This is a genomic window from Pseudonocardia sp. TMWB2A (assembly GCF_017312135.1).
This window is the reverse complement of record NZ_QKQY01000002.1, coordinates 1,449,398-1,474,396: the sequence shown is the minus strand read 5'-3', so window position 1 is coordinate 1,474,396 and position 24,999 is coordinate 1,449,398. Positions and strand designations below refer to the sequence as shown.

Genomic DNA, 24,999 nt, shown 5'->3' with positions numbered 1-24,999 from the left:
CTTTGCTCTGCTCACCGATACGCAGCACCCCAGGTCAGGGCGCCGACGACCCGGTGAAGGCGTCGGCGAACTCCGCCGACGGGGCGATCTCGGTGATCACGTCGACCAGCACCCCGTCCGGCCCGGCGACGACGAAGTGCCGCTGCCCGAAGTCCTCGTCGCGTACCGGGAGCAGCGCCTCTAGCCCACCGCGGACGACGAGACGGTCCCACTCGGCGTCGACGTCGTCGACCTCGAGGTTCACCAGCATCCCGTCGGCGGACCGGCCGCGGTACGCCGCCGGGATCGTCGGATGGTCCCGGTCGAGGACGGCGAGCTCGAAGCGCCCGCGACGGAGGCTGACGTACCAGTCGGTGTCGAAGACGATCTCGAATCCCATCGGCCCGGTCCAGAACGCGCGGGCGGCCGGGACGTCGGCCGTCGCGAGGACCGGGTAGCAGCTGTGGAGCACGGCACCCTCCTGTTTCGCATACCAGCGGTATGTGAAAGCTATCGACGTACCATCGGTACGTCAATCGGGAAGGTGGCATGGGAGTTCGGTCCGAACAGCGCGAGCGGACCCGGGAGGCGCTGCTGGACGAGGCGGAGCGCCTGTTCGCCCGCGACGGGTACGGCGCGGTCGGGCTGCCGGCCGTCGTCGCCGGGGCCGGGGTGACCAAGGGCGCTCTCTACCACCAGGTCGACGGCAAGGCGGCGCTGTTCGCCGCGGTCCTGGAGCGGGTGGCGGGCCGCGTCGCGGGCCGGGTGGTCGACGCGGCGGAGGCGGTGCCCGACCCGTGGGGACGGCTCGTCGCCGGGTGCCGGGCGTTCCTCGACGCCAGCACGGAGCCGTCGGCGGCGCGGATCATGCTCGTCGACGGGCCCGCCGTGCTGGGCTGGGCGCGTTGGCGCGAGCTGGACGCCGAGTCGTCGGGGCGGCACCTCGTCGAGGCGCTGGCCGATCTCGTCGAGCGCGGGGAGCTGGCGGCGCAGCCGGTCGAGCCGCTGGCCCGACTGCTGTCGGGGAGCCATGAACGAGCTCGCCATGTGGCTCGCCGAGCCCGGCACGGCCCAGGGGAGCGACCCGGCGCCGGCGCCGACCGGGAGCGGCCCGGTGTCACCGGCCGGGACCGGCGCGGAACCACCGACCGGCGGACCGGACCCACGACGGGGTGGCGGGACGACGACCGGACCGGGGAGCGCGAGGACGACCGGGCCGCGGCGCGGGCCGCGCTCGACCGGGTGCTCGACGGGCTCCGCGTCCGCCCCTGACCCCACGACGCCCCCGAAAGCCCCGCACGCGGCGCCGACCTGCGCTGCTGCGTATCGGTGAGCAGAGCAAAGCGACGACAGGACACCCCCGTCCCGCAGGACCGGAGTACCGGAGGGGAGGGGTCAGCCGGTCGGGGCGTCCGGCTCGAACATCTCCGGCTGCCACTCGGCGACGATCTCCCGCAGCCGCACGTGGGAGTCGAGCTGGCACAGGATGCCGACGGTCCCCATCGTCACCCGGTGCACCAGCAGGAACCGTGGGGGCAGGTTCAGCGACCGGCCGATCGCCGCCTCCGGGCTGCGGAGGTCACCGACCCGCTCGGCCTGCTTCTGGATCCACCGGCGGCTGAAGTGGAACTCCTCGGACCCCAGCGGCTCGGTGAAGGGTGCGAGGTAGCCGAGGATCTGCTCGGACTCGATCCGGGCGCCGTCGCGGACGAACCCGGCCGAGCGCATCAGGGCCATCAGGTCGCCGCTGCGCCCCTCGAGCGCGTACTTGGTCATCGTGACCAGCTCGGGGGGCATGCCGTCGGGCATCCGGGCGACGGCACCGAAGTCGAGGACGAGCAGGCGGCCGTCGTCGAGGATCCCGAAGTTGCCGGGGTGCGGGTCGGCGTGCAGCAGGTGCGCGCGGTCCGGCGCCGAGTAGTGGAAACGGGCCAGCTGGTTGCCCGCGTGGTCGCGCTCCTCGCGGGTGCCGTCGCGGATGATCGAGGCCAGCGGGCGGCCCTGCACCCACTCGGTGATGACGGCCTTGGGTGCGGACCCGACCACGCGGGGGATCTTCACGTCCGGGTCGTCCTCGTAGAACGCGGCGAACTCGCGCTGGTACGCGGCCTCGTCGCGGTAGTCGAGCTCCTCCTCCATGCGGTCCTTGAGCTCCGCGACCAGCGGCCTGATCTCCATGCCGGGGACCAGCGGCTGCAGGATGCGGCTCATCCGCCCGAGCTGACGCAGGTCCGAGCGCAGCGCCTCCTCGGCGCCGGGGTACTGCACCTTGACCGCGACCTCGCGGCCGTCGCGCTTCCAGACCGCGCGGTGCACCTGGCCGATGCTGGCCGAGGCGGCGGGTGTCTCGTCGAAGTCGGCGAACCGGGACCGCCAGGACCGCCCGAACTGCTGGGTGAGCATGTAGTCGACGTCGGCCATGGGCATCGGTGGCGCCGCGGACTGCAGCTTGGTGAGCGCCTCGCGGTAGGGCTCGGCGTACTCGTCGGGCACGGCCGCCTCGAACACGCTCAGCGCCTGCCCGAACTTCATCGCGCCGCCCTTGAGCTCACCGAGCACCTCGAACAGCTGCTCGGCGCTCTTGGCCGCGAGCTGGGCCGCGATCTCGTCGCGGTCACCACCCGTGAGACGGCGCCCGAACCCTGCTGCGGCACGTCCGGCGACGCCGAGCGGGAGGCCGGCGAGCTTGGCGGTGCGCGAGGCGGTTCTTCGGGGAATGTCGCTCACACGGTGATTGTCCACCCGGCCGGGGGAGTCCCGCACGCCGCGGTGGGCCCCGGTGCGCTGTCCGGTACCGCCGCAGCCGCTGTGCCGCAGGAACAACCGGGTCGTCGGAACCCCGGACGGGTGACGACCGTCGCCGCGTCCGCGTCGACCTCCAGCACCGCTCCCCACGACGCGGGCGGCCGGCCGCCGCGTACCGGCCCGTCGACGGCGGCGAGCACCTGGCCGACCGCCACCGCCGCCGTCGCGACCAGCACGTGCGGTGCCGCCGACGACGGCCCGCCGGCCGCCCCGGGCGCCCCCGCACAGCCGGGACACGGCCCCCGGCCCGGCAGGACGAGCGGCCCCACCACGCCGCGGCCGTCGCGCAGGGCCACGAACAGGTGCTCCGACGGAGCCTCCGGCGGCACCGGCCCGTCGCCGGTGAGCACCACCAGGTCCGCGGGCACCCGCCGGGGCGGATCGGTGTCGGCACCGGCGTCGCGCAGGAACGCGCGCAGCTCGTCCCCGCGGTCCCGGCCCGGCCCCACCGGCAGCCCGGCCAGCACGTCGTCTGCGCCCGTCACCCCGCCGACCTGCGGATACAGCTGTCCGATCCCGGCCCGGGCCAGCCCGGCGACGACCGCCACGGCGAGCGCGCCGTCGCCGCGGACCTCGACGAGCGTGCCCTCCCGGCGCCGCCGGACCCGGTCCTCGACGTCCGGGTCGGCGAGCAGCCCGGCCCGCCACAGGACGGCGAGCAGCACCGCGACCTCGTCGTCGCCCCGGGTGAGCGCACCGGTCGGGCACGGACCGTCGGCGAGCCGGTCCAGTGCGGCGACGGCGGCGGGGGACAGCTCCTCCAGCAGTCGGGCCCGTGGTGGGCCGGACCCGATCCGGCGGGCGCGGGGCCCAGCCGGGAGGACGGCGAGGTGGGCGGCGAGCGCGAGCCGTGCGGGCAGTCCGGTCACCGGCGCCACGGTGCCCGGTCCGTGCGGCGACGGGGCCGGAACGCGTCCGCGCCGTTCGCATCCGCGAACCGGGGCGGCCTACCCTGGGGCCATGGCGAGTCCCCCGGTAGAGGTCCGACGCAGCGCCCGCCGGAAGCGCATGGTCAGTGCCCGGCGGGAGGGGGAACGGCTCGTCGTGTTCATCCCGGGCTGGATGTCCGCCGAACAGGAACGCGACTGGGTCGCGGAGATGGTGAAGCGGGTCGAGGCGAGCGAGGCCCGCCGCCGCTCACCGGGCCGCAACAACGACGAGGCCCTGATGCGCCGCGGCCAGGAGCTGTCGAAGCGCTGGCTCGAGGGGCGGGCGCGGCCGTCGTCGATCCGGTGGGTGCCGACGATGCGCACGCGCTGGGCGTCCTGCACCCCCGACGACGCCACGATCCGGATCAGCGAGCGCCTGCGGGACGCGCCGGGCTGGGTCGTCGACTACGTGCTGGTGCACGAGCTGGCCCACCTGCTGTCCGCCGCGCACGACGACGTCTTCTGGTCCTGGGTGCGCCGCTACCCGCGCACCGAGCGGGCCATCGGCTACCTGGAGGGCCTCAACGCCGCCGCGGAGCTCGGCATCACCGGTGTCGACGGCGACCCGGCCACCGCCGACGAGACCGACGGGGTCGCCGACGCCGACGGTGAGGTCGGCGGGTTCGGCGGGACCGGCCCCGGGATGGAGCCGGTCCGCGCGACCGGGACCTGAGCCGGGCTCAGGAGTCCTTCCGGTCCGTCCCGTCCTCGCCGTCGGTGTCCTCCGCGGAGGGCTTCTCCGAGGCCCCGGGCTCCTCCGGGGCCCCGGACGACTCGGCCTTCCGCTTCTCGGCGTCGGCCGCCATCTGGCGCTCCAGCTCGGCGATCGGGTCGTCCGGGACGGCCCCGCCGGTCGCTCCGCCGCGCACGAAGGCGGCCGGGTCGTCCAGGTCGTCGGCCGAGGGGATCAGGTCCGGGTGCGCCCAGACCGCGTCGCGGCCCTCGACGCCGCGCTCGGCGCCCAGCAGCTTCCACAGGTCCGCCGCGGCCCGCAGCTTCCGCGGCCGCAGCTCCAGCCCGACGATCGTCGCGAACGCCTGCTCCGCGGGCCCGCCCGAGGCACGGCGGCGGCGCATCGTCTCGCGCATCGCCTCGGCCCCGGGCAGCCGCTCGGTCAGCGCCTCGGCGACGACGGTGTCCACCCAGCCCTCGATCAGGGCGAGCAGGGTCTCCAGCCGGGCCAGCGCCGCTTTCTGCTGCGGGGTGTCCTCCGGCTCGAACATGCCGGACTGCATGGCCTCCTGGATCGACTCCGGGTTCGACGGGTCGATCCCGCGGGCGAGCTCCTCGATCCGCGAGGTGTCCACGGTGATGCCGCGGGCGTACTCCTCGACGGCGCCGAGCAGCCGCTCGCGCAGCCAGTGCACGTGGGTGAACAGCCGCTGGTGGGCGGCCTCGCGCGCGGCGAGGAACAGCGTGACCTCACCGGCCGGGCGGTCCAGGCCCTCCGTGAACCGGGCGACGGCCTCGGGCAGCAGTGCGGAGGTGCGCTCCGGGCCGACCGGGATGCCGAGCTCGGTGGAGGTCAGCACCTCCTTGCCGAGCTGGGCCAGGCCCTGGCCGAGCTGGCTGCCGAACGCCATCCCGCCCATCTTGCCGAGCATCCCCAGCATCGGGCCCGCCGCGCCGCGGACCTCCTCGGGCAGGCCCTCGACCCAGGCCGAGGACAGCCGCGTCGCCACCGGGTCGCAGAGCCGCTTCCAGGTCGGCATGCCGGCCCGCACCCAGTCCGACGGCGTCCAGGCCTTCACCTCGCCGCCGGAGGAGGGGAACGACGTCGCCGGGTCGAGCCACAGCTCCGCGAGCTTCACGGCCTCGGCGACCCCGGTGCGCTGGGCGTCGGTGAGCGACGACGTCGACTGCGCGAGCTGCTGGGTGGCGATCCGGGCGGCGAGGTCGTAGTCGACGGGGCCGCCGTCGGAGGAGCCGCTGCTGGAGAGCATCTGGCCGAGCTGGGACAGCATCTGCCCGAGCTGGCTCATGTCGAACTGGCCCCCGCCGGGCATGCCCGGCATGCCGGGGATCCCGCCCATGCCGAACGCCGCGAACGGGTTCTGGCCCGCGCCGCCGGAGGCGCCCGACGGGTCGTCGGACTGGGGGTGCGACCCGAAGCCGAACGGGTCCTTCGGGCCCTCGGGCTCGCCCTTCCCGTCCTTGCCCGACGTGCCCCCGTCCTTGCCGGAGGCGTCGCCGGAACCCGAGTCGGGCTGGTCGCCGGGCTCGCGGTCGCGGTCACGGTCGGCGGGGCCGAAGCCGAAGGGGACGTCGCTCATGGCGTCCACCGTACGCGGGCCCGGGGGGTGGTCGCCGCCCCGACAGCCGGTGGATCGGGCCTGGTGGGGCGGTGTTCGCTGCGAGCGGACCGGGGAACTACGAGCAGCCGGCGGGCGTACCGCCGGTGTCGAGGGTGGTCAGCGCGCCGACCGCCTCGTCGAGGGTCCCGACCCGCACGAGCTGGAGCCCGTCGGGCGCGTCCTCGGCGGCCTCGGTGCAGTTCGCGGCGGGCACCAGGAACGTCTGCGCACCGACCTCGCGGGCCTTCAGCATCTTGAACCGGATGCCGCTGATCGGCCCGACCCGGCCCTCGGCGTCGATGGTGCCGGTGCCGGCGACGAACCGGCCGCCGGTCAGCGGGCCCGGGGTCAGCTTGTCGACCAGCGCCAGGCTGAACATCAGACCGGCCGAGGGGCCGCCGACGTCGCCCAGGGTGATGGTCAGCTTCTGCCCCTCGGCGGGGGAGGTGGCCGGGGTGATGCCCAGGAAGGCCCGCGCCGGGTCGTCCGGGTGGGCGGCCGGGGTGACGGTGACCTGGCGCGGTGCGGCGTCCCCGCGGCGGATGGTGAGGGTGACCGGCTGCCCGGGGCGCGCGGTCCCCATGGCGTCGAGCAGGCCCTGGACCGAGGTCACCGGGGTGGTGCCGACGGCGCGGATCTCGTCGCCGGGCTCCAGCACCCCCGCCGACGGCGAGCCGTCGGTCAGCGCGCCGACCGTGACCCGGGTCGGCAGGTGCAGGTGGTTCAGCGCCGCGGCCTCGGCGTTCGCGATCGAGCCGTCGAACTCCTGCTGGTTGGCCTGCGTGACCTGCTCGGTGGACTCGCCGGGCGGGTACAGCGACCAGCGCGGCGCGAGCCGGTAGGTGCCCGAGGCCCACATGCCCAGCGCCCGCAGCGTCGAGATCCCGTCGGTGACGCCGACGGTGGTCATGTTCAGGTGCCCGGTCGTCGGGTAGGTCGGCAGGCCCTCCGCGGAGACGACGGGCGTGCCCTCGACCTCGCCGAGGGTGTCGAAGGTCGGCCCCGGCCCGAGGGCGACGACCGGCGCGGGGACCACGGTCCCGACCGCCGTGAGGGCCAGCAGTACGAGGACCGCGGTCACCCACGTCGAAGATCGAACGCCCACGGGACGGAACCCTACGATCGTGCGACGACGACGGCGCGCCCGACCCCGGTCCGTCCTGCGACGATGCGGGCCGGGGCGCCGATGGAGAGCCGCCCGATGTGTCGTTTTCGTCCCGACACGCCGGGACCCGACCGCGACTTCACCGAACCTCCGTACAGTTGCCCTCGGAGAACCGTGCCGTCCCCCCAGCCGGCCGCGCTCTCCACGTGTCGTACCCGAACTGTGGAGTGTGCCCGTGTCGTCCATGCGGCCCCCTGTGGGAGCGCCGTCGCTGACCCGCCGAACCCGGATCCTGCTGGTCGCCGCGGGCGTCCTCGTAGTGCTTCTGCTCGGTGGCTCACGGCTGTTGAACTTCTACGTCGACTACCTGTGGTTCGGCGAGGTCGGTTTCCGGAGCGTCCAGCTCACCCGGCTGTTCACCCAGATCGTGCTCTTCGGGGTCGTGGCCCTGGTGGTGGGCGGCCTGGTCGCGCTGACGCTGTGGCTGGCCTACCGGTACCGCCCGGTCTTCGTGCCGGTGTCCGGCCCCGAGGACCCGGTCGCGCGCTACCGGACCACGATCATCCAGCGGCTGCGCCTGTTCGCCGTCGGCGTGCCGGTCGTGATCGGGCTGATCGCCGGGCTCGCGGCGCCGACGCAGTGGCAGACCGTGCAGATGTTCCTGCACGGCACCCCGTTCGGCCGCGCCGATCCCGAGTTCGGCAACGACATCGGGTTCTACGCCTTCACCCTGCCGTTCCTGCGGATGAGCCTGAACTGGCTGTTCGTCGCCGTCGCGATCTGCTTCGTGCTCGCGCTGGTGACCCACTACATCTTCGGCGGCATCCGGCTGTCCGGCCGCTCCGGCTTCGTCTCCACCGCCGCGCGCGCCCAGCTCGCCGTGCTCGCCGGGGTGTTCGTGCTGCTCAAGGCCGTCGCCTACTGGTTCGACCGGTACGACCTGCTGTGGTCCAACCGCAACGCGCAGACGTTCTACGGCGCCACCTACACCGACCTCAACGCGGTCCTGCCGGCCAAGCTGATCCTGCTGGTCATCGCGGTGATCTGCGCGCTGGCGTTCTTCGTCGCCGCGTTCCGCCAGAACCTGCAGATCCCGGCCGTCGCCGTGGTCATGCTGGTGGTCTCCTCGATCCTGGTCGGCACGGCGTTCCCGCTGGTGCTGCAGCAGTTCGTCGTCGCGCCCAACGCGAACGTCAACGAGGCCCCGTCGATCGAACGCAACATCGCGGCGACCCGGGACGCCTTCGGCATCGGGCCGGACAAGGTCGACATCAAGCCCTACGCGGGCACGTCCGAGGCGACGCCGGCCCAGGTCCGCGCCGACACCGACACCATCCCCAACATCCGGCTGCTCGACCCGGGCAAGCTCAACCGCACGTTCACCCAGCTCCAGCAGCGACGGAACTTCTACGGGTTCTCGCCCAACCTGGACATCGACCGCTACACCGTCGACGGGCAGACCCGCGACTACGTCGTCGCGGCGCGCGAGATGAACGCCAACGGCCTGGTCAACAACCAGCAGGACTGGATCAACCGGCACCTGGTCTACACCCACGGCAACGGGATCGTGGCCGCGCCGGCGAACCAGGTGAACGAGGCGCTGGAGGACGCGGGCGGCTCCGGCGGCCTGCCGAACTTCCAGGTCTCCGACACCCAGCAGCAGGGCTTCGTGCCCGTCCAGCAGCCCCGCATCTACTACGGCGAGCTGCTCGACAACCAGTACTCGATCGTCGGTGCCGAGCCGGGTACCGCGCCGCGGGAGTACGACTCCGACGAGGCGCAGTACACCTATACCGGTGCCGGCGGCGTCCCGATCGGCGGGCTGTTCAACCGCTCGGTGTTCGCGCTGGCCTACGGCGAGCGGAACATCCTGTTCAACAACTCGATCAACCCCGACTCGAAGATCATGTACGTCCGGAACCCGCGGGACCGCGTGCAGGCGGTGGCCCCGTGGCTGACGCTGGACAACGACCCGTACCCGGCCGTCGTCGACGGGCGTGTGCAGTGGATCGTCGACGGCTACACCACGCTGCAGAACTTCCCCTACGCCGAGCGCGTGCAGCTGGGTGACGCCACGTCGGACTCCCGGCTCGGGCCCAACGGTCAGCAGCTGCCGAACGACACGATCAGCTACCTGCGCAACTCGGTGAAGGCCACGGTCGACGCCTACGACGGCACCGTGAAGCTCTTCGCCTTCGACGAGTCCGACCCGGTGCTCCAGACCTGGGAGAAGGCGTTCCCGGGCACGGTCGAGCCGCGCTCGGCGATCACCCCGGACCTGCAGGCCCACCTGCGCTACCCGGAGGACCAGTTCAAGGTCCAGCGTGAGCTGCTGACCCGCTACCACGTCGACGACCCGAACGAGTTCTTCTCCACCGTGTCGTTCTGGGACGTCCCGTCCGACCCGACCGTGCAGGGCGGCAACGGCGGCAGCCAGGACGCGCAGCCGCCGTACTACATCTACGCGGGTCTGCCGGGGCAGGAGGGCGCGTCGTTCCAGCTCACCAGCGCGCTGGTGAGCCTGCGGCGGCAGTTCCTCGCCTCGTACGTCTCGGCCAGCTCGGACCCGGACACCTACGGGAAGCTGACCGTGCTGCAGCTGCCGAACGAGACCCAGACGCTCGGCCCGCAGCAGGTCCAGGCCCGGTTCCTCGGCTCGCCCGAGGTGTCCTCCGAGCTGAACCTGCTGCGGCAGAACCAGACCACGATCGACTACGGCAACCTGCTGACGCTGCCGGTGGCCGGTGGTCTGCTCTACGTCGAGCCGGTCTACATCGAGCGGGCGGGCGGTCAGGACAACTCGACCTACCCGCAGCTGGCCCGCGTCCTGGTGTTCTACGGCGACCGGCTCGGCTACGACGCGAGCCTGTCCCGGGCCCTCGACGAGGTGTTCGGCGCCGGAGCCGGTGCCGCCGCGGGCGGTGCCGCCCCGACCACCGGGCAGCCCGCCCAGCCGACGACGCCCACGACGCCGACCACGCCGAACGGCCAGGGCGCCCAGACCCCGGCGGCGCCCAACGCGGCGCAGGCGACCGCGGCGCAGCAGATCCGTGCGGCGCTGAACGAGCTCAAGGCGGCCCAGCAGTCCGGTGACTTCGCCAAGCAGGGCGAGGCGCTGGCCGCGCTGGACCGCGCGGTCGCGGCGTTCCAGGGCGCCGGCGGCTGATCATCGTCGGGCCGGACCCCCCTGCGGGTGGGGTCCGGCCCGGTGTGTAAGGTTGTGCCTACAACACAGACGGAATGCACGCGGTTCCGTTCGGCGCGGGGTGGAGCAGCTCGGTAGCTCGCTGGGCTCATAACCCAGAGGTCGCAGGTTCGAATCCTGCCCCCGCTACCATCCACGAAGGCCCCCAGGATCTCCTGGGGGCCTTCGTCTTTCGCCGGTTCCGGCCCGGTCGCCGGGAGCGACCCCCCTGGGAGGGTCGGTGAACGTCCGGTGTACGGTGGTGACACAACACAGACGGGATCGCACGCGGTCCCGGACGGCGCGGGGTGGAGCAGCTCGGTAGCTCGCTGGGCTCATAACCCAGAGGTCGCAGGTTCGAATCCTGCCCCCGCTACCACTCACGAAGGCCCCCGGGGACACCCCGGGGGCCTTCGTCCTGTCAGGGGGTCCGCGCGTACTCGGCGACGACCACGCCGGAGCGGTACGGGGTCGACCGCACCGGCTCCCACGACCGCGGGTGGTACCCGCCGCCGTCGTCGAACAGGGGTTTGCCCGACCCGAGCACGACCGGGTTCACCTTGAGCACCAGCCGGTCGATCTCACCGGCCAGCGCGGCGGCGAGGCGCCCGCCCCCGCAGAGCCAGATGCCGGCGCCGTCGCGCTGCTTCAGCTCGCGGGCGAGCTCCACCGGGTCGCGCCCGGTCAGGGTGATCCCGGCGGGTACCGCGTCGGCGGGACGGCTGCGGGAGAAGACGTACTGCTCCAGGTGCGGGTACGGGTCGGCGGTGACCGCCAGGCCCGCGGCGTAGGTGTTCCAGCCCATCAGCACGGTGTCGAACCGGCTGTTGTCCGCGGTCAGCCCGAGCATCTCCAGTCCGACGGCGGGGACCGTGTCGGTCCACTCCCGCAGGATCATGTCGATGTGGTCGCCGGTCTGCGGGAAGGCGTCGAAGGTGTCGTCGGGGGCCGCGATGCGGCCGTCGAGCGAGACCGCGACGTAGTAGACGAGCTCGCGCATGCGCGGACCTCCGGGTCGAAAGAACCACGACGGGTGTCGTGGTCATCGAAAGTACAACAGACGTCGTGGTTCGTCTAGGGTGCCCGCATGGCACGCAACGACGACCGCAGGCAGCGGCTGGCCGACGCGGGGCTGGCCGTCCTGGCCCGCGAGGGCGCCCGGGGACTGACCCACCGCGCGCTGGACCGGGAGGCCGGCGTCCCGACCGGCACGGCGTCGAACTACTTCCGGACCCGCGCCGAGCTCGTCCGCGCGCTGGCCGACCGGATCGGGCAGCGGCTGGCGCCGGACCCGGACACCGTCGCCGGGCTGCGTGCGGGGGAGGCGGGGCCCGCGATGTTCGCCGACCACATCCGCGACATCGTGCGCCGGCTCGGTGCCGAGCGGGACGTGACGCTGGCGCTGTTCGAGCTCCGCCTGGAGGCCGCCCGGCGCCCGGAGGTCGCCGAGGTCATGGGGGAGTGGCTGCGCACCGGGTTCGCCGCCGACGTCGCCTACAACCGGGCCGCGGGGCTGCCCGGCGGGCCCGCGGAGATCGCGCTGTTCCACTACGCGGTCGACGGCCTGCTCCTGGACCGGCTGACCCTGTCCATCGACCCGGACACCCCGACCGACACCGTCGTCGACGCACTCGTCGACGGGCTGCTCCCGCCCGCTCAGGGCGCCGGTGCGACCTCCAGCACCCGGTAGCCGCGCTCGGAGGCCAGGCGGGTCGTCGGGAAGCCCTGCTCGTCGCTCAGCCACCGTTGCAGCGAGTCCGAGCCCAGGTTCTTGGCCACCACCAGGTACGCCCGCCCGTTCGGGAGGAGCCGCGGGAGCCAGCGCAGCAGCAGCTCGTGCAGCGCGGCCTTGCCGGAGCGGATCGGCGGGTTGGAGTAGATCCCGGCGAAGGTGACGTCGTCGGGGACCTCCTCGGGCCGGCAGGCGGTCACGTTGCCCAGCCCGGCCGCGTCGGCGTTCTCCCGGGTGAGGCCGAGCGCGCGCTCGTTGAGGTCCACCGCCCACACCGGCAGCCGGCGGCGCCGGCTGGCCAGGGTGAGCGCGATCGGGCCGTAGCCGCAGCCGACGTCGAGCAGCGGGCCGCGGACCGGCGGCATCGGTGCGGTGTCGAGCAGCACCTTCGTCCCGCGGTCGAGACGGCTGTGCGAGAAGACCCCGGTGTCGGTCACCAGCGACAGGTCCACGTCGGACGTGTGCAGGCGGACCGACCCGCGGTGGCTCGCGACGGACGGCGTGGCGCTGAAGTAGTGGTCACCCACGCCGGGTGATGCTACGGCGGGGACACTGGGGACATGAGGACGCCACAGCCCCCGCAGGACGTGCCCATCCGTGAGGAGCCGATCCGGATCGGCCAGTTCCTGAAGCTCGCCGGGCTCGCCGAGGACGGCGTGCACGCCCGCGAGATCCTGGAGGCGGGCGAGGTCACGGTCAACGGGGCACCGGAGCACCGCCGGGGCGCCCAGATCCGGCGCGGCGACGTCGTCTCCGTGGCCGGGCGGAGCGTCCGCCCGGCCTGAGGCTCACCAGCCGAGGTGGTCGAACGCCGTCGCGAGCGTCGGGGCGAGGGTCTCGGCGTAGGTCGCGGTCAGGTGGTTGTCGTCCATGTAGACGAGCACGTTGCCCACCTCGCTGCGGCAGACCGCCGGGTCGCAGATGCCGTCGGCCACGTCGGCGAACACCACGTTCGGCGGGACGCCCGGGACCGCCGACCACGGCGGGTACGGCTGGTACAGCGTGTGCCGGTCGACCTCGCAGTCCGGTGCGCCCCGGCCCTGCGTGGCGACGCAGTCGACCACGTTGAAGTCGAACCGCGGGTTGTCGCGGACCGCGACGACCGGGATCCCGGCCGCGTCGAGCCGCTGCCAGGCCTGCACGAACCCCTCGGGGGTCTGCTCGTGCAGCCCGGGCCGCACGTCGCGGCTGGCCAGGGTCAGGACCGCGTCGGGGTGCATCTCGACCAGCTGGTCGTGCACCGCGGCGTTCCAGTCGGTGCAGCCCTGGTCGTCGGCGACGGTCTCCGAGCGCACCGACATCGGGCAGGCCCCGCGGAACATGCCCACCATCGACCAGTTGCGCTGCTCGGCGATCACCGCGAGCGAGGCGGCGTACTGCTGGGCGTGCGAGTCGCCGACCACGGCGACCGTCCGCTCCGAGGTCTCCGGGTCCGGCGCGGGTACGGTGCAGACCTCGAGCTCCGCGCCGTGCTCGGAGGGCCCGCAGTCCCAGCTGGTGCCGTGGTAGCTCCAGTCGTCGGGCGCTTGCACCAGCGACGGGGTCAGCTCGGCGTCGGCCGGGTCGAGCGAGGCGAGGTCGAACTGCGGGGACAGCGCCACCGCGCCCGGGTGCGACGGCGAGCCCGCCAGCACCGGCGTCGACGCCCGCGCGGCGGCCAGCCCGTACCAGGAGCCCGCCGCGACGAGCACGGTCAGCGCGAGCACCCCGCCGGTGCGCAGCGCGCGGCGCACGTCGAGTGCGGCGACCCGCTGCTCGACGAACCGGTGGGTCAGCCAGGCCAGCACGAACGACACCGCGATCACGGCGGCACCCTGCTCGAGGTCCAGCCGGTCCTGCCCGGTGCGCACCAGCGTGAGCGTCAGGATCGGCCAGTGCCACAGGTACAGCGGGAACGAGATGTCGCCGATCGTGCGCAGCACCCGTCCCGACAGCAGGCGGTCGACGCCGAACCGGTGCCCGGACCGCCCGGCGACCAGCACCATCGCCGCTGCCAGCGTCGGCCAGAGCGCCGCCCAGCCGGGGAACGCGCGGTCGACCTGGAGCAGGATCCCGCAGGAGACCAGCGCGGCCACGCCGCCCCAGCCGAGCACCGCGCGGGTGCCGGGGGTCAGCTCCGGCCGGTCCTCGATCCGGGAGATCCACAGCGCCAGCAGCCCGCCGAGCGCGAACTCCCAGACCCGCGTCGCGGAGTGGAAGTAGGCGAGCGGCTGGTTCACCAGCGTCAGGTACACCGAGTACGCGAACGAGGCCCCGCCGACGGCGAGCAGCGTGCCGGTGAGCCGTCGGTGCAGGTCGGCCCCGTCCCGCCGGGTCGCGATCGCGACACCGGCCACGACCAGCGGCGCGAGCAGGTAGAACTGGCCCTGGATGGACAGCGACCAGAAGTGCTGGACGATACTCGCCGCGTTGTCACGGGCCGCGTAGTCGACCGAGTTGTGTGCCAGCTCCCAGTTCTGCAGGAACAGCAGCGACGCGACCGTCTCCCGGACGGTCGGCATCCACCGGTTCTCCGGCAGCAGCCAGAACCCGGCCACCACCCCGGCCGTGAGGACGACCGTGATCGCCGGCAGCAGCCGGGAGAACTGGCGCCGCCAGGTGGCGAGCACGTCGACCCCGCCCCGCGCCGCCGCCCGGTACAGGCCACCGGTGATGAGGAAGCCGGTGATCAGGAAGAACACGTCGACGCCGCCGGAGACCCGGCCGACCCAGACGTGGTAGACGACCACCAGCAGCACCGCCAGGGCGCGCAGGCCCTGCAGCTCCGGGCGGAACCGGGAACGCGTGGCGCCCCCGACCGTCGTTCCGGTGCGGGTGGCGGGTGCTCCACCGGGGGACGTCACGAGTGGCAGCTCCTCGTTCGGGCACGGTTGGGTAAAGGGAAGTTTACGATTCGACCCCTACAACGACGACGGCGGCCACCGGGTTCCCCCGGTGACCGCCGCTCGTGGGGTCAGGGTCTCGCTCAGTATCCGATGTATCCGCCGTGGCTGCCGACCCGGCCACCCGCGTCGAGGGTGTCGATGCCGTAGCGGTCGATCATGTAGCGGACGCCCGCGGTGATGTTCGCGATCGGGTCGGTGATCGCCCGGTCCGCGAAGTCCGGGTGCACGTAGGCCGCGAACGTCGAGGGGATGACCTGCATGAGGCCCTCGGACGGGTTGCCGGCCGCGGCGTTGGAGTCCCAGTTGTTGATGGCGTGCGGGTTCCCGTTGGACTCCTTGAGGATGATCCGCTTGAGCCCGGTCGCGTAGGACTGGGACAGCCCCATGTGGTCCAGGGCCTCGGCGATCCAGCCGTCCAGCCCGCCCTGGGCGACGATCGCGTCGATCCGGGCCTTCTCGGCCTGGCGCGCCTGCTCGGCCGCGGCGGCCTTGGCGTGCTCGGCGGCGATCTTCGTCGCGATCTCGTGCGCCTTGCCCATGGACGCGAGGTCGGCGTCCTGGGCGGGGGCGGCGGCCTGCAGCGCGCCCGACGCGGCGGACGGCTGGGCGAAGGAGACCGGGCTGAAGAAGCCGGAGGTCGAGCCGTCCGTGGCCTTCGTGGCCGAGGGGATGTTCGCGGAGTACGCGGCCAGCGTCGTGGCGGCGGTGGTGCCGCCCTCCTCGGCGTCGGCCTGCGTCGAGGTCCCGTCCAGAGTGGTCGGGACGATCGCGGCGAACGCGCCGGAGGCGAGCACGCCGAACGCGGCGCCGGTGGCGGCCGTGCGGGTGCCCGCACGACGCGCGGCGTGCGCGGGGCCGCCGTGCCGCGGGGAACGGAGGGACGGTGCAGCGGCCGTCGCTGCGGGTGTGGTCGCCACGGGTCGGGGGAACCCGTGGTGGCCACCGGGGGAGCGGTGTCCGGGCAAGGAAACGCCTTTCAGATCACGGACGGCGCCGCGCACGAACGGCCGGGTCGGGGGTCCCGGGTGAGCCGGTCGGGGAGTCCGGCTCCAGCCCGCTCGTGATCGGGCCGTGATGACTGGGGATGACCGTAGAGGGCCCCGCCGCGGGGGTCCAGCCCCGGGGTCGTCGGTCGCCGCGCGACAGACACCGTTCACCGGTTTCGTGATCTTGAGGGCGTGTGGGACGCAACCCGGTGGACGGTGCGCCTCGGCCGACGGACGGCGGTCCCCGCAGGTGGCGGGCTCACGACGAACGGCGCAATACTGGAGTCGGCTCGAGGTTTGTACGGGCCGTCCCGATGCGCGGAACGGCGTGTGGGGGCGGCCTCGGCGGGGTAACGGGACGGGGGACGGGGATGGACACGGGCGACCTGCTGACCATCGGGGAGATCGTCGAGCGCAGCGGGTTCCCGCACTCGGCGTTGCGCTTCTACGAGCGCGAGGGGCTGATCTCCGCGACCCGGACCTCGGGCAACCAGCGCCGCTACCGGCGCAGCGTGCTGCGCAGGCTCGCCTTCGTCCGGGCGGCCCGGTCCATCGGGATCGGGCTGGAGGAGGTCCGCGCCGCCCTCGACGCGCTGCCCGCGGACCGCACGCCCACCCGGTCGGACTGGGCGCGGCTGTCGCGGTCCTGGCGCGGCAGGCTCGACGAGCAGATCGACGCGCTGACCGCCCTGCGCGACGGTCTCGACGGCTGCATCGGCTGCGGCTGCCTGTCGATGACGACCTGCCGGCTGGTCAACCCCGGCGACGCCGCCGCCGCGTACGGCGACGGTGCCCGGGTGCTGCCCGCCGCGCTGCGCCGCCCGCCGGTGCACGGCCGGTGAACCCTGCGTCGCGACCGCTGCCGTGGCGCCCCGGGCTGCCTAACCTGGGGTCGTGACCGATCTCGTACCGGACCGCTGGTTGACCGTCGACGGCCTCGCCAACGCCCGTGACGTCGGCGGCCTCCCGCTCGACGGCGGGGGCCGCGTCCGCACCGGCGTCCTGCTGCGCACCGAGTCCCTGGAGGGGCTGGTCCCGGCCGCCGTCGCGTACCTCACCGACGAGCTGGGCGTCGCGCAGGTGCTGGACCTGCGCACCGACCACGAACGCACGACCTACGGCCTCGGTGCGCTCGCCGACGCCGGGGTGCCGGTGCACCGGCTCAGCTTCATCCCCGAGACCGGGATCGCGCTGCCCGAGATCGAGGACACCCACGCGGCGGTCGATCCGATGCTCGGCCACTACCTCGCCTACCTGGAGGGCCGCGGCGAGTACGTCGTCGACGGGGTCCGCCGGATCGCGGCCCTGGACTCCGGCACGACCGTCGTGCACTGCGCCGCGGGCAAGGACCGCACCGGGGTGCTCGTCGCGCTGGTGTGCGCCGCGGTCGGGGTGCCGCGGGAGGAGATCACCGCCGACTACGCGCTGTCCGCGACCCGGATCGACGCCCTGTTCCGGAAGTGGACGACCGCCTCCGGTGAGCCGATGCCGCCAGCCGAGGAGATCGACCGGCACCGCCCGCGGGCCGAGGTCATGGCCGAGTTCCTGCGGCTGCTCGACGAGCGCCACGGCGGCCCGGTCGGCTGGCTGCGCAAGAACGGCCTCACCGATGACGAGCTGGCGCGCCTCCGGACCCGGCTGCGCGACGGGAGCGCCTGAGCACGCTCAGGGCAGCTCCTCGATCGGCACCATCGGGTCGAGCTTGCGCAGCGACCCCGGGTCCCCGGTGACCGCGGGCCAGCCCCGTCGCCGGGCGGCGGTGACGACCTGGCCGGTCACGATGTCGTCGAGCCCCTGGGAGGCCAGCAGCAGCCCGGCCTCCTGGGCGCTCTCCGGGGACAGCTCGTGGATCACGGTGTTCGGCAGGCCCAGCAGGACCTGCAGTGCGGCGTGGTGCTCGGCGTCGACCATCGACCAGGCGCGGCCGAGGGCGGCGCTGGGCACCGCGAGCACGATGTTCTCCTCCACCGCGGCCCAGACCAGGGCACGCATGTAGACGGGGCGACCGGTCGCGAAGGCCGCCAGAGCCGAGGAGTCGAGTACGCGTCCGCCGATCATCGCGGGCTCAGCCGACGGCCACGGGCGGGACCGGGCGCAGCGAACGGCGCGCGGCATCCAGCTCGTCGGCCGGCGGGGGACCGCCGTAGAGGTCGGCCAGGGTGGCCAGGGAACGGTCCCGGTCCTGCCGTGCCTGCACGGCCTCCGCCACGTAGGCGGACAGGCTCGCCGCCGATCCGCGGGACACCGCGTCCCTCGCCTCGGCCACCAGCTCCGCCGGCAGCGTGACCGTCACCCGCTCGCTGCGCATACCGAAAGGCTACTCCCTGCATACCGCCCGGGCCACGGACACGCCGCGGACAGCAGGTTACCGGCGGGTATGGAAGGCTCCGGGGCGGGACAGTGCCGACCTCACACGAAGAACGGGTGCTCATCCATGGACCTCACCTTCACCCCGGCCGAGGAGGAGTTCCGCACGGAACTGCGCTCCTGGCTCGGCGCCCACATCCCGCAGGAGTGGACCCGCCCCGGGTTCTGGGAGTCCCTGGAGGACTCCGAGAGCTTCCGGCTGCGGCGCGATTGGGAGCGGGACAAGGCCGACGCCGGGTTCGCCGGCATTCAGTGGCCCGTCGAGTACGGCGGCCGCGGCGGTACGCCCGGCATGAAGGCCATCTACGACGAGGAGACCGTCCGCGCCCAGGCGCCGCGCACGGTCAACCCGCTCGGGCTGACCTTCCTCGCGCCGACGGTCATGGCGATCGGCACCGACGCGCAGAAGAAGGAGATCATCGGCCCGCTGCTGCGCAACGAGGTCGTGTGGTGCCAGGGCTTCTCCGAGCCCGGCGCCGGCTCCGACCTCGCGGCGCTGTCCACCAAGGGCGTCCGCGACGGTGACGACTTCGTCGTCAACGGCCAGAAGGTCTGGACCACCAACGCCGTGCACGGCGACAAGATCTTCACCCTGGTCCGCACCGAGGCCGGGTCGGAGAAGCACCGCGGCATCTCGATGCTGCTCATCGACATGGACCAGCCCGGCGTCACCGCGCGCCCGCTGCGCCAGATGAGCGGGGCCAGCGAGTTCGGCGAGGTCTTCTTCGACGACGCCCGCGTCCCGGCCGTCGACTGCCTCGGCGAGATCGGTGACGGCTGGCGCACCGCGATGCTGCTGCTCTCGTTCGAGCGCGGCGCGTCCGGCATCTCCCAGTACACCGAGTTCCGTCGTCAGTACGACGAGATCGCCGCCGTCGCCCGGAGGCTCGGCCGCGACACCGACCCGGTGATCCGCGACGACCTGGCCCGCGTCCTGGTCGAGCTGGAGTGCCTGAGGCTGCACTCGATGCACGTGCTCACCCAGGTCGAGCAGGGCCGCGACCTCGGCTTCGAGGCGTCGATGACCAAGCTGCAGTGGTCCGAGGCGTTCCAGGACCTGTGGGAGGTCTACGACCGGATCCTCGGCGAGGACGCCACGCTCGACGCACTGCCCGACGGCACCGACCTGCGCCCGCTGCACGCCCAGGCCATGTGGTCGCGCTCGGTCACCATCTGGGGCGGCTCGTCGCAGGTGCAGCGCAACGTCACCGCCGAGCGCGTGCTCGGCCTGCCGCGGTAAGGGGAGCGGACACATGTTCTTCGCACTCACCCAGGACCAGCAGGAGTTCGGCACCGCGGTGCGCGACTACCTGGCCGAGCGCTTCGACCTCGCCGCCGTGCGGACGGTCGTCGAGAACCCGTCCGACGACGGCAACCCGGCGTCGCTGTGGCGCGCCGCCGGCGAGCAGGGGTGGACCGCGGTCACCGTCGACGAGGACCACGACGGCCTCGGCCTCGGCCTGGTCGAGGCCCAGGTGATCGCCCGCGCGCTCGGGGCGGGCGTCGCCCCCGGCCCGTGGCGCGGCACCGTGCTCGCCGCCGACGCGATCCGGCTCGCCGGCTCCGACGAGCAGAAGGCGGCCTGGCTGCCGAAGCTCGCCGCGGGCGAGGCGGTCGGCGCGTTCACCACCCGGGGCAGCGCCGCGACCGGCCTGCCGGTGGTGGAGTACGGCGCCGTCGCCGACGTCGTCGTCGCCCCGGCCGAGGACGGCCTGCCCGGGCTGGCGCTGGTCACCGGCGCCACGGCGTCGCCGGTCGGCAGCTACGACGGCACCACCCGGCTCGCGTCGCTGGGCGGCGGGACCGCCGAGGCGCTGCCCGGCACCACCGTCGAGCTGCAGAGGCAGCTGACCGACCGGGCGACCGTGCTGGTCGCCGCGGACCTGGTCGGCATCGCCCGCGAGGCGCTGACCCGCACCGTCGCCTACGACCGCGAGCGCACCCAGTTCGGGGTGCCCGTCGGGTCGTTCCAGGCGCTCAAGCACGCGCTGGCCGACCTGCACGTCGGGGTCACGATGGCCGAGCACGCGGCGCTCTACGCCGCGCACGCGGTGGACACCGGGCTCGACGGTGCCGAGCTCGCCGTCGCCGTCGCCAAGGCCAAGAGCAGCGACGTGGCGCTCCAGGCGACCGCGGCGATGATCCAGTTCCACGGCGGCATCGGCTACACCTGGGAGCACGAGGCGCACTTCTTCTACAAGCGCGCCAAGCGGCTCGCCGGCCAGTACGGCGACGTCGCCGTCTCCCGCGAGCGGATCGCCTCCCTGACCATCGGGGCCTGACCCGTCCGTGGGCCGCGTGAGGCCACAGTGCACCCCGTCTGCTCAGGGCGGATGTGCGCTGTGGACTCGCGCGCCCGGCGCGGACGTGGGACCGTCGGACGATGGCACCCGTCACACCGGTCAACGCCACCGCCGCCGCCCTCCTCGGTCTGCTCCACGGCGGGCCGATGACCGGCGGGCAGCTGGTGGCGGCGGCCGGTGAGCGGTTCGGCCTGTTCTTCTCCGTCACCCGCAGCCAGGTCTACCGCGAGCTGCCCGCGCTGACCGAGGAGGCGCTGCTGCGCCTGGGCAAGCAGGGCCCGCGGGCCAGCCAGCAGTACGTGATCACCGCGGCCGGCAAGCGGTCGTTCAAGCACTGGCTCGCCACCGGCGGCGACGCCGACGCCGTCCGCAGCCCGCTGGTGCTGCGGCTGCTGCACGCGGGGACGCTGACGGTCAAGCAGCGCACCGAGCTCGTCGCGGCCGCCCGTGAGGCCTACGCCGAGCGGCTCGCGGTGGCCCGCGCCGCCGCCCGTGCGACCGACGACCCCTACGGCCGTCCGGTCGCGGACTTCGCCGTCGCCCACACCCGGGCGATGATCAAGCTGATCGACGCGATCCCCCAGGACTGAACCGGGGCCCACCCCGCGTACCCTCGACGGTTGTGAACTCCGACGTCCAGGCCGACCTGAAGGACCTCGACACCACCCTGTCCAGCATCGAGGCCGTCGCCGACGTGCCCCGGCTGCGCCAGGAGATCGAGGAACTGTCCGAGCAGGCGGGCCGGCCGGACCTCTGGGACGACGTCGACGCCGCCCAGCAGATCACCAGCCGGCTGGCCTACGCCCAGGGCGACCTGCGCCGGCTCGACGACCTGCGCCGCCGCCTCGACGACGTGCCGGTGCTCTACGAGCTCGCCGAGGACGAGGGCGACGAGTCCGCCGTCGCGGACGCCGACGCCGAGCGCGCGAAGCTCCGCAGCGAGATCTCCTCACTGGAGGTCCGCACCCTGCTCTCGGGCGAGTACGACGAGCGCGAGGCCCTGGTGACCATCCGGTCCGAGGCCGGGGGCATCGACGCCGCCGACTTCGCCGAGATGCTGTTGCGCATGTACCTGCGCTGGGCCGAACGCCACGGCTACGGCACCGACGTCTACGAGACGTCCTACGCCGAGGAGGCCGGCATCAAGTCGGCCACCTTCGCCGTCCACGCGCCGTACGCGTTCGGGACGCTGTCGGTCGAGGCCGGCACCCACCGCCTGGTGCGGATCTCGCCGTTCGACAACCAGGGGCGGCGCCAGACGTCGTTCGCCGGTGTCGAGGTGGCCCCGGTCGTCGAGACCTCCGACCACATCGAGATCGACGAGAAGGACCTGCGGGTCGACGTGTTCCGCGCGTCCGGGCCCGGCGGCCAGGGCGTCAACACCACCGACTCGGCGGTCCGGCTGACCCACATCCCGTCCGGGATCGTCGTCGCCTGCCAGAACGAGCGCTCCCAGCTGCAGAACAAGGCGTCGGCGATGGCCGTGCTGCAGGCGAAGCTGCTGGAGCGGCGCCGGCAGGAGGAGCGCGAGCTGCGCGACTCGTTCAAGGAGGCCGGGTCCTCCTGGGGCAACCAGATGCGCAACTACGTGCTGCACCCGTACCAGCTGGTGAAGGACCTGCGCACCGAGCACGAGGAGGGCAACCCCTCGCAGGTGCTCGACGGCCAGATCGACGAGTTCATCGAGGCCGGCATCCGCTGGCGCAAGCAGACCGAATCGGCCTCGTGAGCCGGGGTCGCCGGGCGTCCGCCGTCTGCGGCGCCCTCCTCGTCCTCGCCCTGGCCGGATGCACGACGGGGTCCCCGGAGCCGTCCGCCGACGGGGCGCCGCCCGCGTCCGCCGCGCCGTCGGCGCAGGACACCGTGGCCGCCGCGGGCACCGCGCTCGCCGACGCCGGGTCGGCGCGGGTCGACGTCGAGCTGGACTCGGTCACCGGCCCGGTGCGCGCCTCCGGCCCCGCCCGCTTCACCCCGTTCGCCGCGGACCTCACCGTCGCCCTCGGCACCCGTGGTGCCCAGGTCAGGGTGCTCGACGACCGCGCCTGGGTCCGGTTCGGCGGCAGCGACCGCTGGCAGCCGCTGTCCACGGGGCTCCTCCCGGTCGGCGCGGTCGGCGGGATGCTGCACGCCGCGCCCGGGCTGCGCGACGTCGTCGCCGCGCCGGGGACCACGGACGTCGACGGCGTCGCCGCGACGACGTACACCGGGTCGGTGGACCTCGCCGCCGCACGGGCCGGCGCCCCGGACCCCGCGGTCGGGACCCGGCTCGACGAGCTCGCCGGGCTGGTCTCGCCGACCCCGCGGTTCACCGCCTGGCTCGGTGCCCCCGACGCCGCCCCCGCCGACCGCGGACGGCTGCTCCGGCTGCGCCTGGAGCCGCAGGCCCCGGCCACCGGGACGCAGGACGCCGGCGCCGCGGTCCCGGGCGCGGTGACCGTCTCCTTCAGCGAGCCCGGGCTGCCGGTGGAGATCACCGCCCCCTGACGACGGGCCCCGCGTCCCGTCGCCCGCGCGCCTCGCCCCGGGTCGGCGCGGTGCACCGAGATGCAGCTCAGCGGGCCGTGGAGATCGACAGTTCCCGCTGAGCTGCATCTCGGCGTCGCGGCGGCCGGGCCGACGAGTGCGCGGGGCGGGCTCAGCGGGGCGTGGTCGCCCCGCGGGTCAGGGCGGCGAGCGACACGGCGGAGAGCGTGGCCGCGGTCAGCATGGTCACGGCCATGGCCGTCGCGCTCGACCCGACCAGCGGTGAGACCAGGGCGCCGAGGCCGAACTGGGTGGCCCCCAGCAGGGCCGAGCCCGTCCCGGCGCGGTCGCGGACCTCGCCGGTCGCCAGCGCCGCGCTGTTGCCCATCACGAACCCGAGCGTGGCCAGGGTCGCGAACAGCAGCACGAGCACCGGCCAACGGGCGGCGCCGAGCAGCACCACGACGAGCAGCGCCGCGCACAGCACGACCAGCCCCCCGACGGCGACGACGAGCTGGCGGCGCGGGGCGACCCGTGCGGCGAGCCGGCTGCTGACGATGTTGCCCAGCACCAGCCCGGCCGCGTTCGCCCCGAAGGCGAGGGCGTACTGCGTCGTGGAGAGGCCGAGGGTCTGCTGCAGCACGAACGGCGACCCGGAGATGTAGGCGAACATCATCGAGAACGACGTGGCGAAGGCCAGCACGTAGCCGACGTAGCGACGGCGGCGCAGGAGCGCCCCGACGTCGGAGAAGGTCCGTCGCACACCGCCGGAGGTACGGGCCGGGGCCGGCAGCGTCTCGTGCACCGCGAGCAGCGACGACACCAGCATGAGCAGCGCCAGCCCGGCGAGCGCCACGAAGATGCCCCGCCAGCCGACGACCCCGCCGAGCGAGCTGCCGATCACCGGTGCGACCACCGGTGCGATCCCGTTGATCGCCATCATCAGGGAGAACAGCTGCGCGGTCCGCGCGCCGGTGGTGCGGTCGGAGATCATCGCGCGGCTCAGCACCAGGCCGGCCGCCCCGCCGAACCCCTGCAGGAACCGGGCGACGACGAGCACCGCGACCGACGGCGCGACCGCGCTCGCCAGGCACGCGACGAACAGCAGGACCGTGCCGGCGAGGACCAGTCGTCGCCGCCCCCAGCTGTCCGAGAGCGGGCCGATCACCAGCTGCCCGGCCGCCAGCCCCACCAGGAACGCGGTCAGGGTCAGCTGCGCCGCCGACGCCGACGCCACCAGCTCGGTCGCCACCGTCGGCAGCACCGGCAGGTACATGTCGGTGGCCAGCGGCGCCACCGCCGTCAGCAGCGCGAGAACGCTGATCCACACGCCGTCCGGCACGGCGCGCCCCCGCGTCGTCCTCGGCGCGGCCTGCTCGGTCCCCACGGTCATGACGGTCCTCTCGCACGGCAATCAGCTATGAAACTATATATGAATTATCGAGTAGTATTGCGACTGTGACGAAGGTCGAGGAGCACGACGACGACTGGGCGGCGCTGGTCGAGGCGGTGCACGACCTGTCGCGCGTCCTGCGGGCGGCGGGGGAGCGCGCGGTCGGGCTGGACGCGATCACCGGGTCCGAGCACGAGGTCCTGCGGTGGGTCTCCGCGCGCCCCGGGCACCCCGTCTCGGCGGTGGCCCGCGGGCTCGGCCTGCAGGCCAGCAACGTCAGCACCACCGTCCGGTCGCTGGTCGAGCGGGACCTCGTGGAGCGCCGGACCGACCCGGCCGACGGCCGTCGCGCCCTGCTCCACCCCACCGCACGGGCCGCCCGGCACCGCGAGCTCCTCGACGCGGCCTGGACACGGCAGATCCGGCGTGCGCTCGGCGACCTGGACGGCACCGATGCCGTCGCGCTGCGTGCGGCGGCCCCCGTCCTGGACCGGCTCGCCGGTGCGCTCGACCCGTCGCGGGACCCGGTCGCCGCCGGACCGGTCTGACGGGCGTGTCGTCACGGCCCGTGTAC

25 protein-coding genes and 2 tRNA genes are annotated in these 24,999 nt (G+C 73.8%); 15 read left to right on the top strand and 12 right to left on the bottom strand.

The features are described 5' to 3' along the window. Positions 1-34 precede the first annotated feature (34 nt). A complete protein-coding gene (locus DMP17_RS21355) occupies positions 35-451 on the bottom strand; it encodes a VOC family protein (RefSeq protein ID WP_337830406.1) in 417 nt (138 codons plus the stop codon). Between the two features lie 77 nt (positions 452-528). On the opposite strand from DMP17_RS21355, the gene DMP17_RS21350 reads away from it, so the two are divergent. Next, positions 529-1,251: a TetR/AcrR family transcriptional regulator gene (locus DMP17_RS21350; RefSeq protein WP_337830405.1), complete on the top strand. Its 723-nt coding sequence runs from the start codon at positions 529-531 to the stop codon at positions 1,249-1,251. 123 nt (positions 1,252-1,374) lie between these two features. Here the strand turns inward: DMP17_RS21350 and DMP17_RS21345 are convergent, their stop codons facing one another. Together DMP17_RS21345 and DMP17_RS21340 are read right to left on the bottom strand one after the other, a co-directional pair. Then, positions 1,375-2,706: an ABC1 kinase family protein gene (locus tag DMP17_RS21345; protein WP_337830404.1), complete on the bottom strand. Its 1,332-nt coding sequence runs from the start codon at positions 2,704-2,706 to the stop codon at positions 1,375-1,377. Then, positions 2,703-3,653: a hypothetical protein gene (locus DMP17_RS21340; protein ID WP_226355390.1), complete on the bottom strand. Its 951-nt coding sequence runs from the start codon at positions 3,651-3,653 to the stop codon at positions 2,703-2,705. The genes DMP17_RS21345 and DMP17_RS21340 overlap by 4 nt, the downstream gene beginning before the upstream one ends. A 91-nt stretch (positions 3,654-3,744) precedes the next feature. On the opposite strand from DMP17_RS21340, the gene DMP17_RS21335 reads away from it, so the two are divergent. Further along, entirely contained in the window at positions 3,745-4,386 is a 642-nt protein-coding gene (locus DMP17_RS21335; protein ID WP_226355391.1) for a M48 metallopeptidase family protein, read from the top strand. A 7-nt stretch (positions 4,387-4,393) separates the two neighbouring features. On the opposite strand, the gene DMP17_RS21330 is transcribed toward DMP17_RS21335, so the two are convergent. Next, on the bottom strand, positions 4,394-5,986 hold the full coding sequence (locus DMP17_RS21330; protein ID WP_337830403.1) for a zinc-dependent metalloprotease: 1,593 nt from the start codon (positions 5,984-5,986) through the stop codon (positions 4,394-4,396). A gap of 97 nt (positions 5,987-6,083) precedes the next feature. Continuing rightward, complete coding sequence (locus DMP17_RS21325; protein ID WP_226367114.1) at positions 6,084-7,088, bottom strand: YlbL family protein; 1,005 nt, start codon at positions 7,086-7,088, stop codon at positions 6,084-6,086. Positions 7,089-7,356: 268 nt separating this feature from the next. Between DMP17_RS21325 and DMP17_RS21320 the strand changes: the two genes are divergently transcribed. From DMP17_RS21320 to DMP17_RS21310, 3 genes are all read left to right on the top strand, one after another. After that, entirely contained in the window at positions 7,357-10,278 is a 2,922-nt protein-coding gene (locus DMP17_RS21320) for a UPF0182 family protein (protein WP_226355394.1), read from the top strand. Positions 10,279-10,372: 94 nt separating this feature from the next. Further along, positions 10,373-10,449, top strand: a tRNA-Met gene (locus DMP17_RS21315). A 149-nt stretch (positions 10,450-10,598) separates the two neighbouring features. Continuing rightward, a tRNA-Met gene (locus tag DMP17_RS21310) sits at positions 10,599-10,675 on the top strand. A gap of 42 nt (positions 10,676-10,717) precedes the next feature. On the opposite strand, the gene DMP17_RS21305 is transcribed toward DMP17_RS21310, so the two are convergent. Then, the gene (locus DMP17_RS21305) at positions 10,718-11,296 is read right to left on the bottom strand and encodes a dihydrofolate reductase family protein (RefSeq protein ID WP_337830402.1); all 579 of its coding nucleotides are present in this window, start codon (positions 11,294-11,296) and stop codon (positions 10,718-10,720) included. Between the two features lie 87 nt (positions 11,297-11,383). Between DMP17_RS21305 and DMP17_RS21300 the strand changes: the two genes are divergently transcribed. Beyond that, on the top strand, positions 11,384-11,986 hold the full coding sequence (locus tag DMP17_RS21300; protein ID WP_337830401.1) for a TetR/AcrR family transcriptional regulator: 603 nt from the start codon (positions 11,384-11,386) through the stop codon (positions 11,984-11,986). Here the strand turns inward: DMP17_RS21300 and DMP17_RS21295 are convergent. After that, entirely contained in the window at positions 11,953-12,555 is a 603-nt protein-coding gene (locus DMP17_RS21295; protein WP_337830400.1) for a class I SAM-dependent methyltransferase, read from the bottom strand. The genes DMP17_RS21300 and DMP17_RS21295 overlap by 34 nt on opposite strands. A gap of 33 nt (positions 12,556-12,588) precedes the next feature. Here DMP17_RS21295 and DMP17_RS21290 point away from each other — a divergent pair, with 33 nt between their 5' ends. After that, complete coding sequence (locus tag DMP17_RS21290; RefSeq protein ID WP_178374284.1) at positions 12,589-12,813, top strand: RNA-binding S4 domain-containing protein; 225 nt, start codon at positions 12,589-12,591, stop codon at positions 12,811-12,813. Positions 12,814-12,816: 3 nt separating this feature from the next. Here DMP17_RS21290 and DMP17_RS21285 read toward each other — a convergent pair whose 3' ends face one another. Together DMP17_RS21285 and DMP17_RS21280 are read right to left on the bottom strand one after the other, a co-directional pair. After that, on the bottom strand, positions 12,817-14,871 hold the full coding sequence (locus DMP17_RS21285; protein ID WP_226355398.1) for an acyltransferase family protein: 2,055 nt from the start codon (positions 14,869-14,871) through the stop codon (positions 12,817-12,819). 122 nt (positions 14,872-14,993) lie between these two features. Beyond that, complete coding sequence (locus tag DMP17_RS21280; protein WP_226367110.1) at positions 14,994-15,830, bottom strand: transglycosylase SLT domain-containing protein; 837 nt, start codon at positions 15,828-15,830, stop codon at positions 14,994-14,996. A gap of 440 nt (positions 15,831-16,270) precedes the next feature. On the opposite strand from DMP17_RS21280, the gene soxR reads away from it, so the two are divergent. Both soxR and DMP17_RS21270 read left to right on the top strand, forming a co-directional pair. Beyond that, positions 16,271-16,741: a redox-sensitive transcriptional activator SoxR gene (soxR, locus tag DMP17_RS21275; protein ID WP_337830399.1), complete on the top strand. Its 471-nt coding sequence runs from the start codon at positions 16,271-16,273 to the stop codon at positions 16,739-16,741. 52 nt (positions 16,742-16,793) lie between these two features. Further along, the gene (locus DMP17_RS21270; RefSeq protein ID WP_337830398.1) at positions 16,794-17,558 is read left to right on the top strand and encodes a tyrosine-protein phosphatase; all 765 of its coding nucleotides are present in this window, start codon (positions 16,794-16,796) and stop codon (positions 17,556-17,558) included. 6 nt (positions 17,559-17,564) lie between these two features. Here DMP17_RS21270 and DMP17_RS21265 read toward each other — a convergent pair whose 3' ends face one another. Beyond that, positions 17,565-17,957 (bottom strand): hypothetical protein, encoded by a 393-nt coding sequence (locus tag DMP17_RS21265; protein WP_062400607.1) that lies wholly within the window; start codon positions 17,955-17,957, stop codon positions 17,565-17,567. Between the two features lie 7 nt (positions 17,958-17,964). Next, positions 17,965-18,207 (bottom strand): hypothetical protein, encoded by a 243-nt coding sequence (locus tag DMP17_RS21260; protein WP_020621780.1) that lies wholly within the window; start codon positions 18,205-18,207, stop codon positions 17,965-17,967. A 126-nt stretch (positions 18,208-18,333) separates the two neighbouring features. Here DMP17_RS21260 and DMP17_RS21255 point away from each other — a divergent pair, with 126 nt between their 5' ends. From DMP17_RS21255 to DMP17_RS21235, 5 genes are all read left to right on the top strand, one after another. Beyond that, positions 18,334-19,506 carry an acyl-CoA dehydrogenase family protein gene (locus tag DMP17_RS21255; protein WP_226355401.1) on the top strand — a complete coding sequence of 391 codons (1,173 nt, stop codon included), beginning with the start codon at positions 18,334-18,336 and terminating at the stop codon, positions 19,504-19,506. A 13-nt stretch (positions 19,507-19,519) separates the two neighbouring features. Then, positions 19,520-20,548 (top strand): acyl-CoA dehydrogenase family protein, encoded by a 1,029-nt coding sequence (locus DMP17_RS21250; RefSeq protein WP_337830397.1) that lies wholly within the window; start codon positions 19,520-19,522, stop codon positions 20,546-20,548. 101 nt (positions 20,549-20,649) lie between these two features. Continuing rightward, positions 20,650-21,159, top strand: coding sequence for a helix-turn-helix transcriptional regulator (locus DMP17_RS21245; RefSeq protein WP_020621783.1), 510 nt, complete (start codon positions 20,650-20,652; stop codon positions 21,157-21,159). Positions 21,160-21,191: 32 nt separating this feature from the next. After that, entirely contained in the window at positions 21,192-22,298 is a 1,107-nt protein-coding gene (gene prfB, locus DMP17_RS21240; protein WP_073578362.1) for a peptide chain release factor 2, read from the top strand. Further along, positions 22,295-23,053, top strand: coding sequence for a hypothetical protein (locus DMP17_RS21235; RefSeq protein ID WP_337830396.1), 759 nt, complete (start codon positions 22,295-22,297; stop codon positions 23,051-23,053). Before prfB ends, DMP17_RS21235 begins: the two co-directional genes overlap by 4 nt. A 151-nt stretch (positions 23,054-23,204) precedes the next feature. On the opposite strand, the gene DMP17_RS21230 is transcribed toward DMP17_RS21235, so the two are convergent. After that, positions 23,205-24,425: a multidrug effflux MFS transporter gene (locus DMP17_RS21230; protein ID WP_337830395.1), complete on the bottom strand. Its 1,221-nt coding sequence runs from the start codon at positions 24,423-24,425 to the stop codon at positions 23,205-23,207. A gap of 65 nt (positions 24,426-24,490) precedes the next feature. Here DMP17_RS21230 and DMP17_RS21225 point away from each other — a divergent pair, with 65 nt between their 5' ends. Then, positions 24,491-24,973 (top strand): MarR family winged helix-turn-helix transcriptional regulator, encoded by a 483-nt coding sequence (locus DMP17_RS21225; protein WP_226355405.1) that lies wholly within the window; start codon positions 24,491-24,493, stop codon positions 24,971-24,973. Positions 24,974-24,999: the final 26 nt, after the last annotated feature.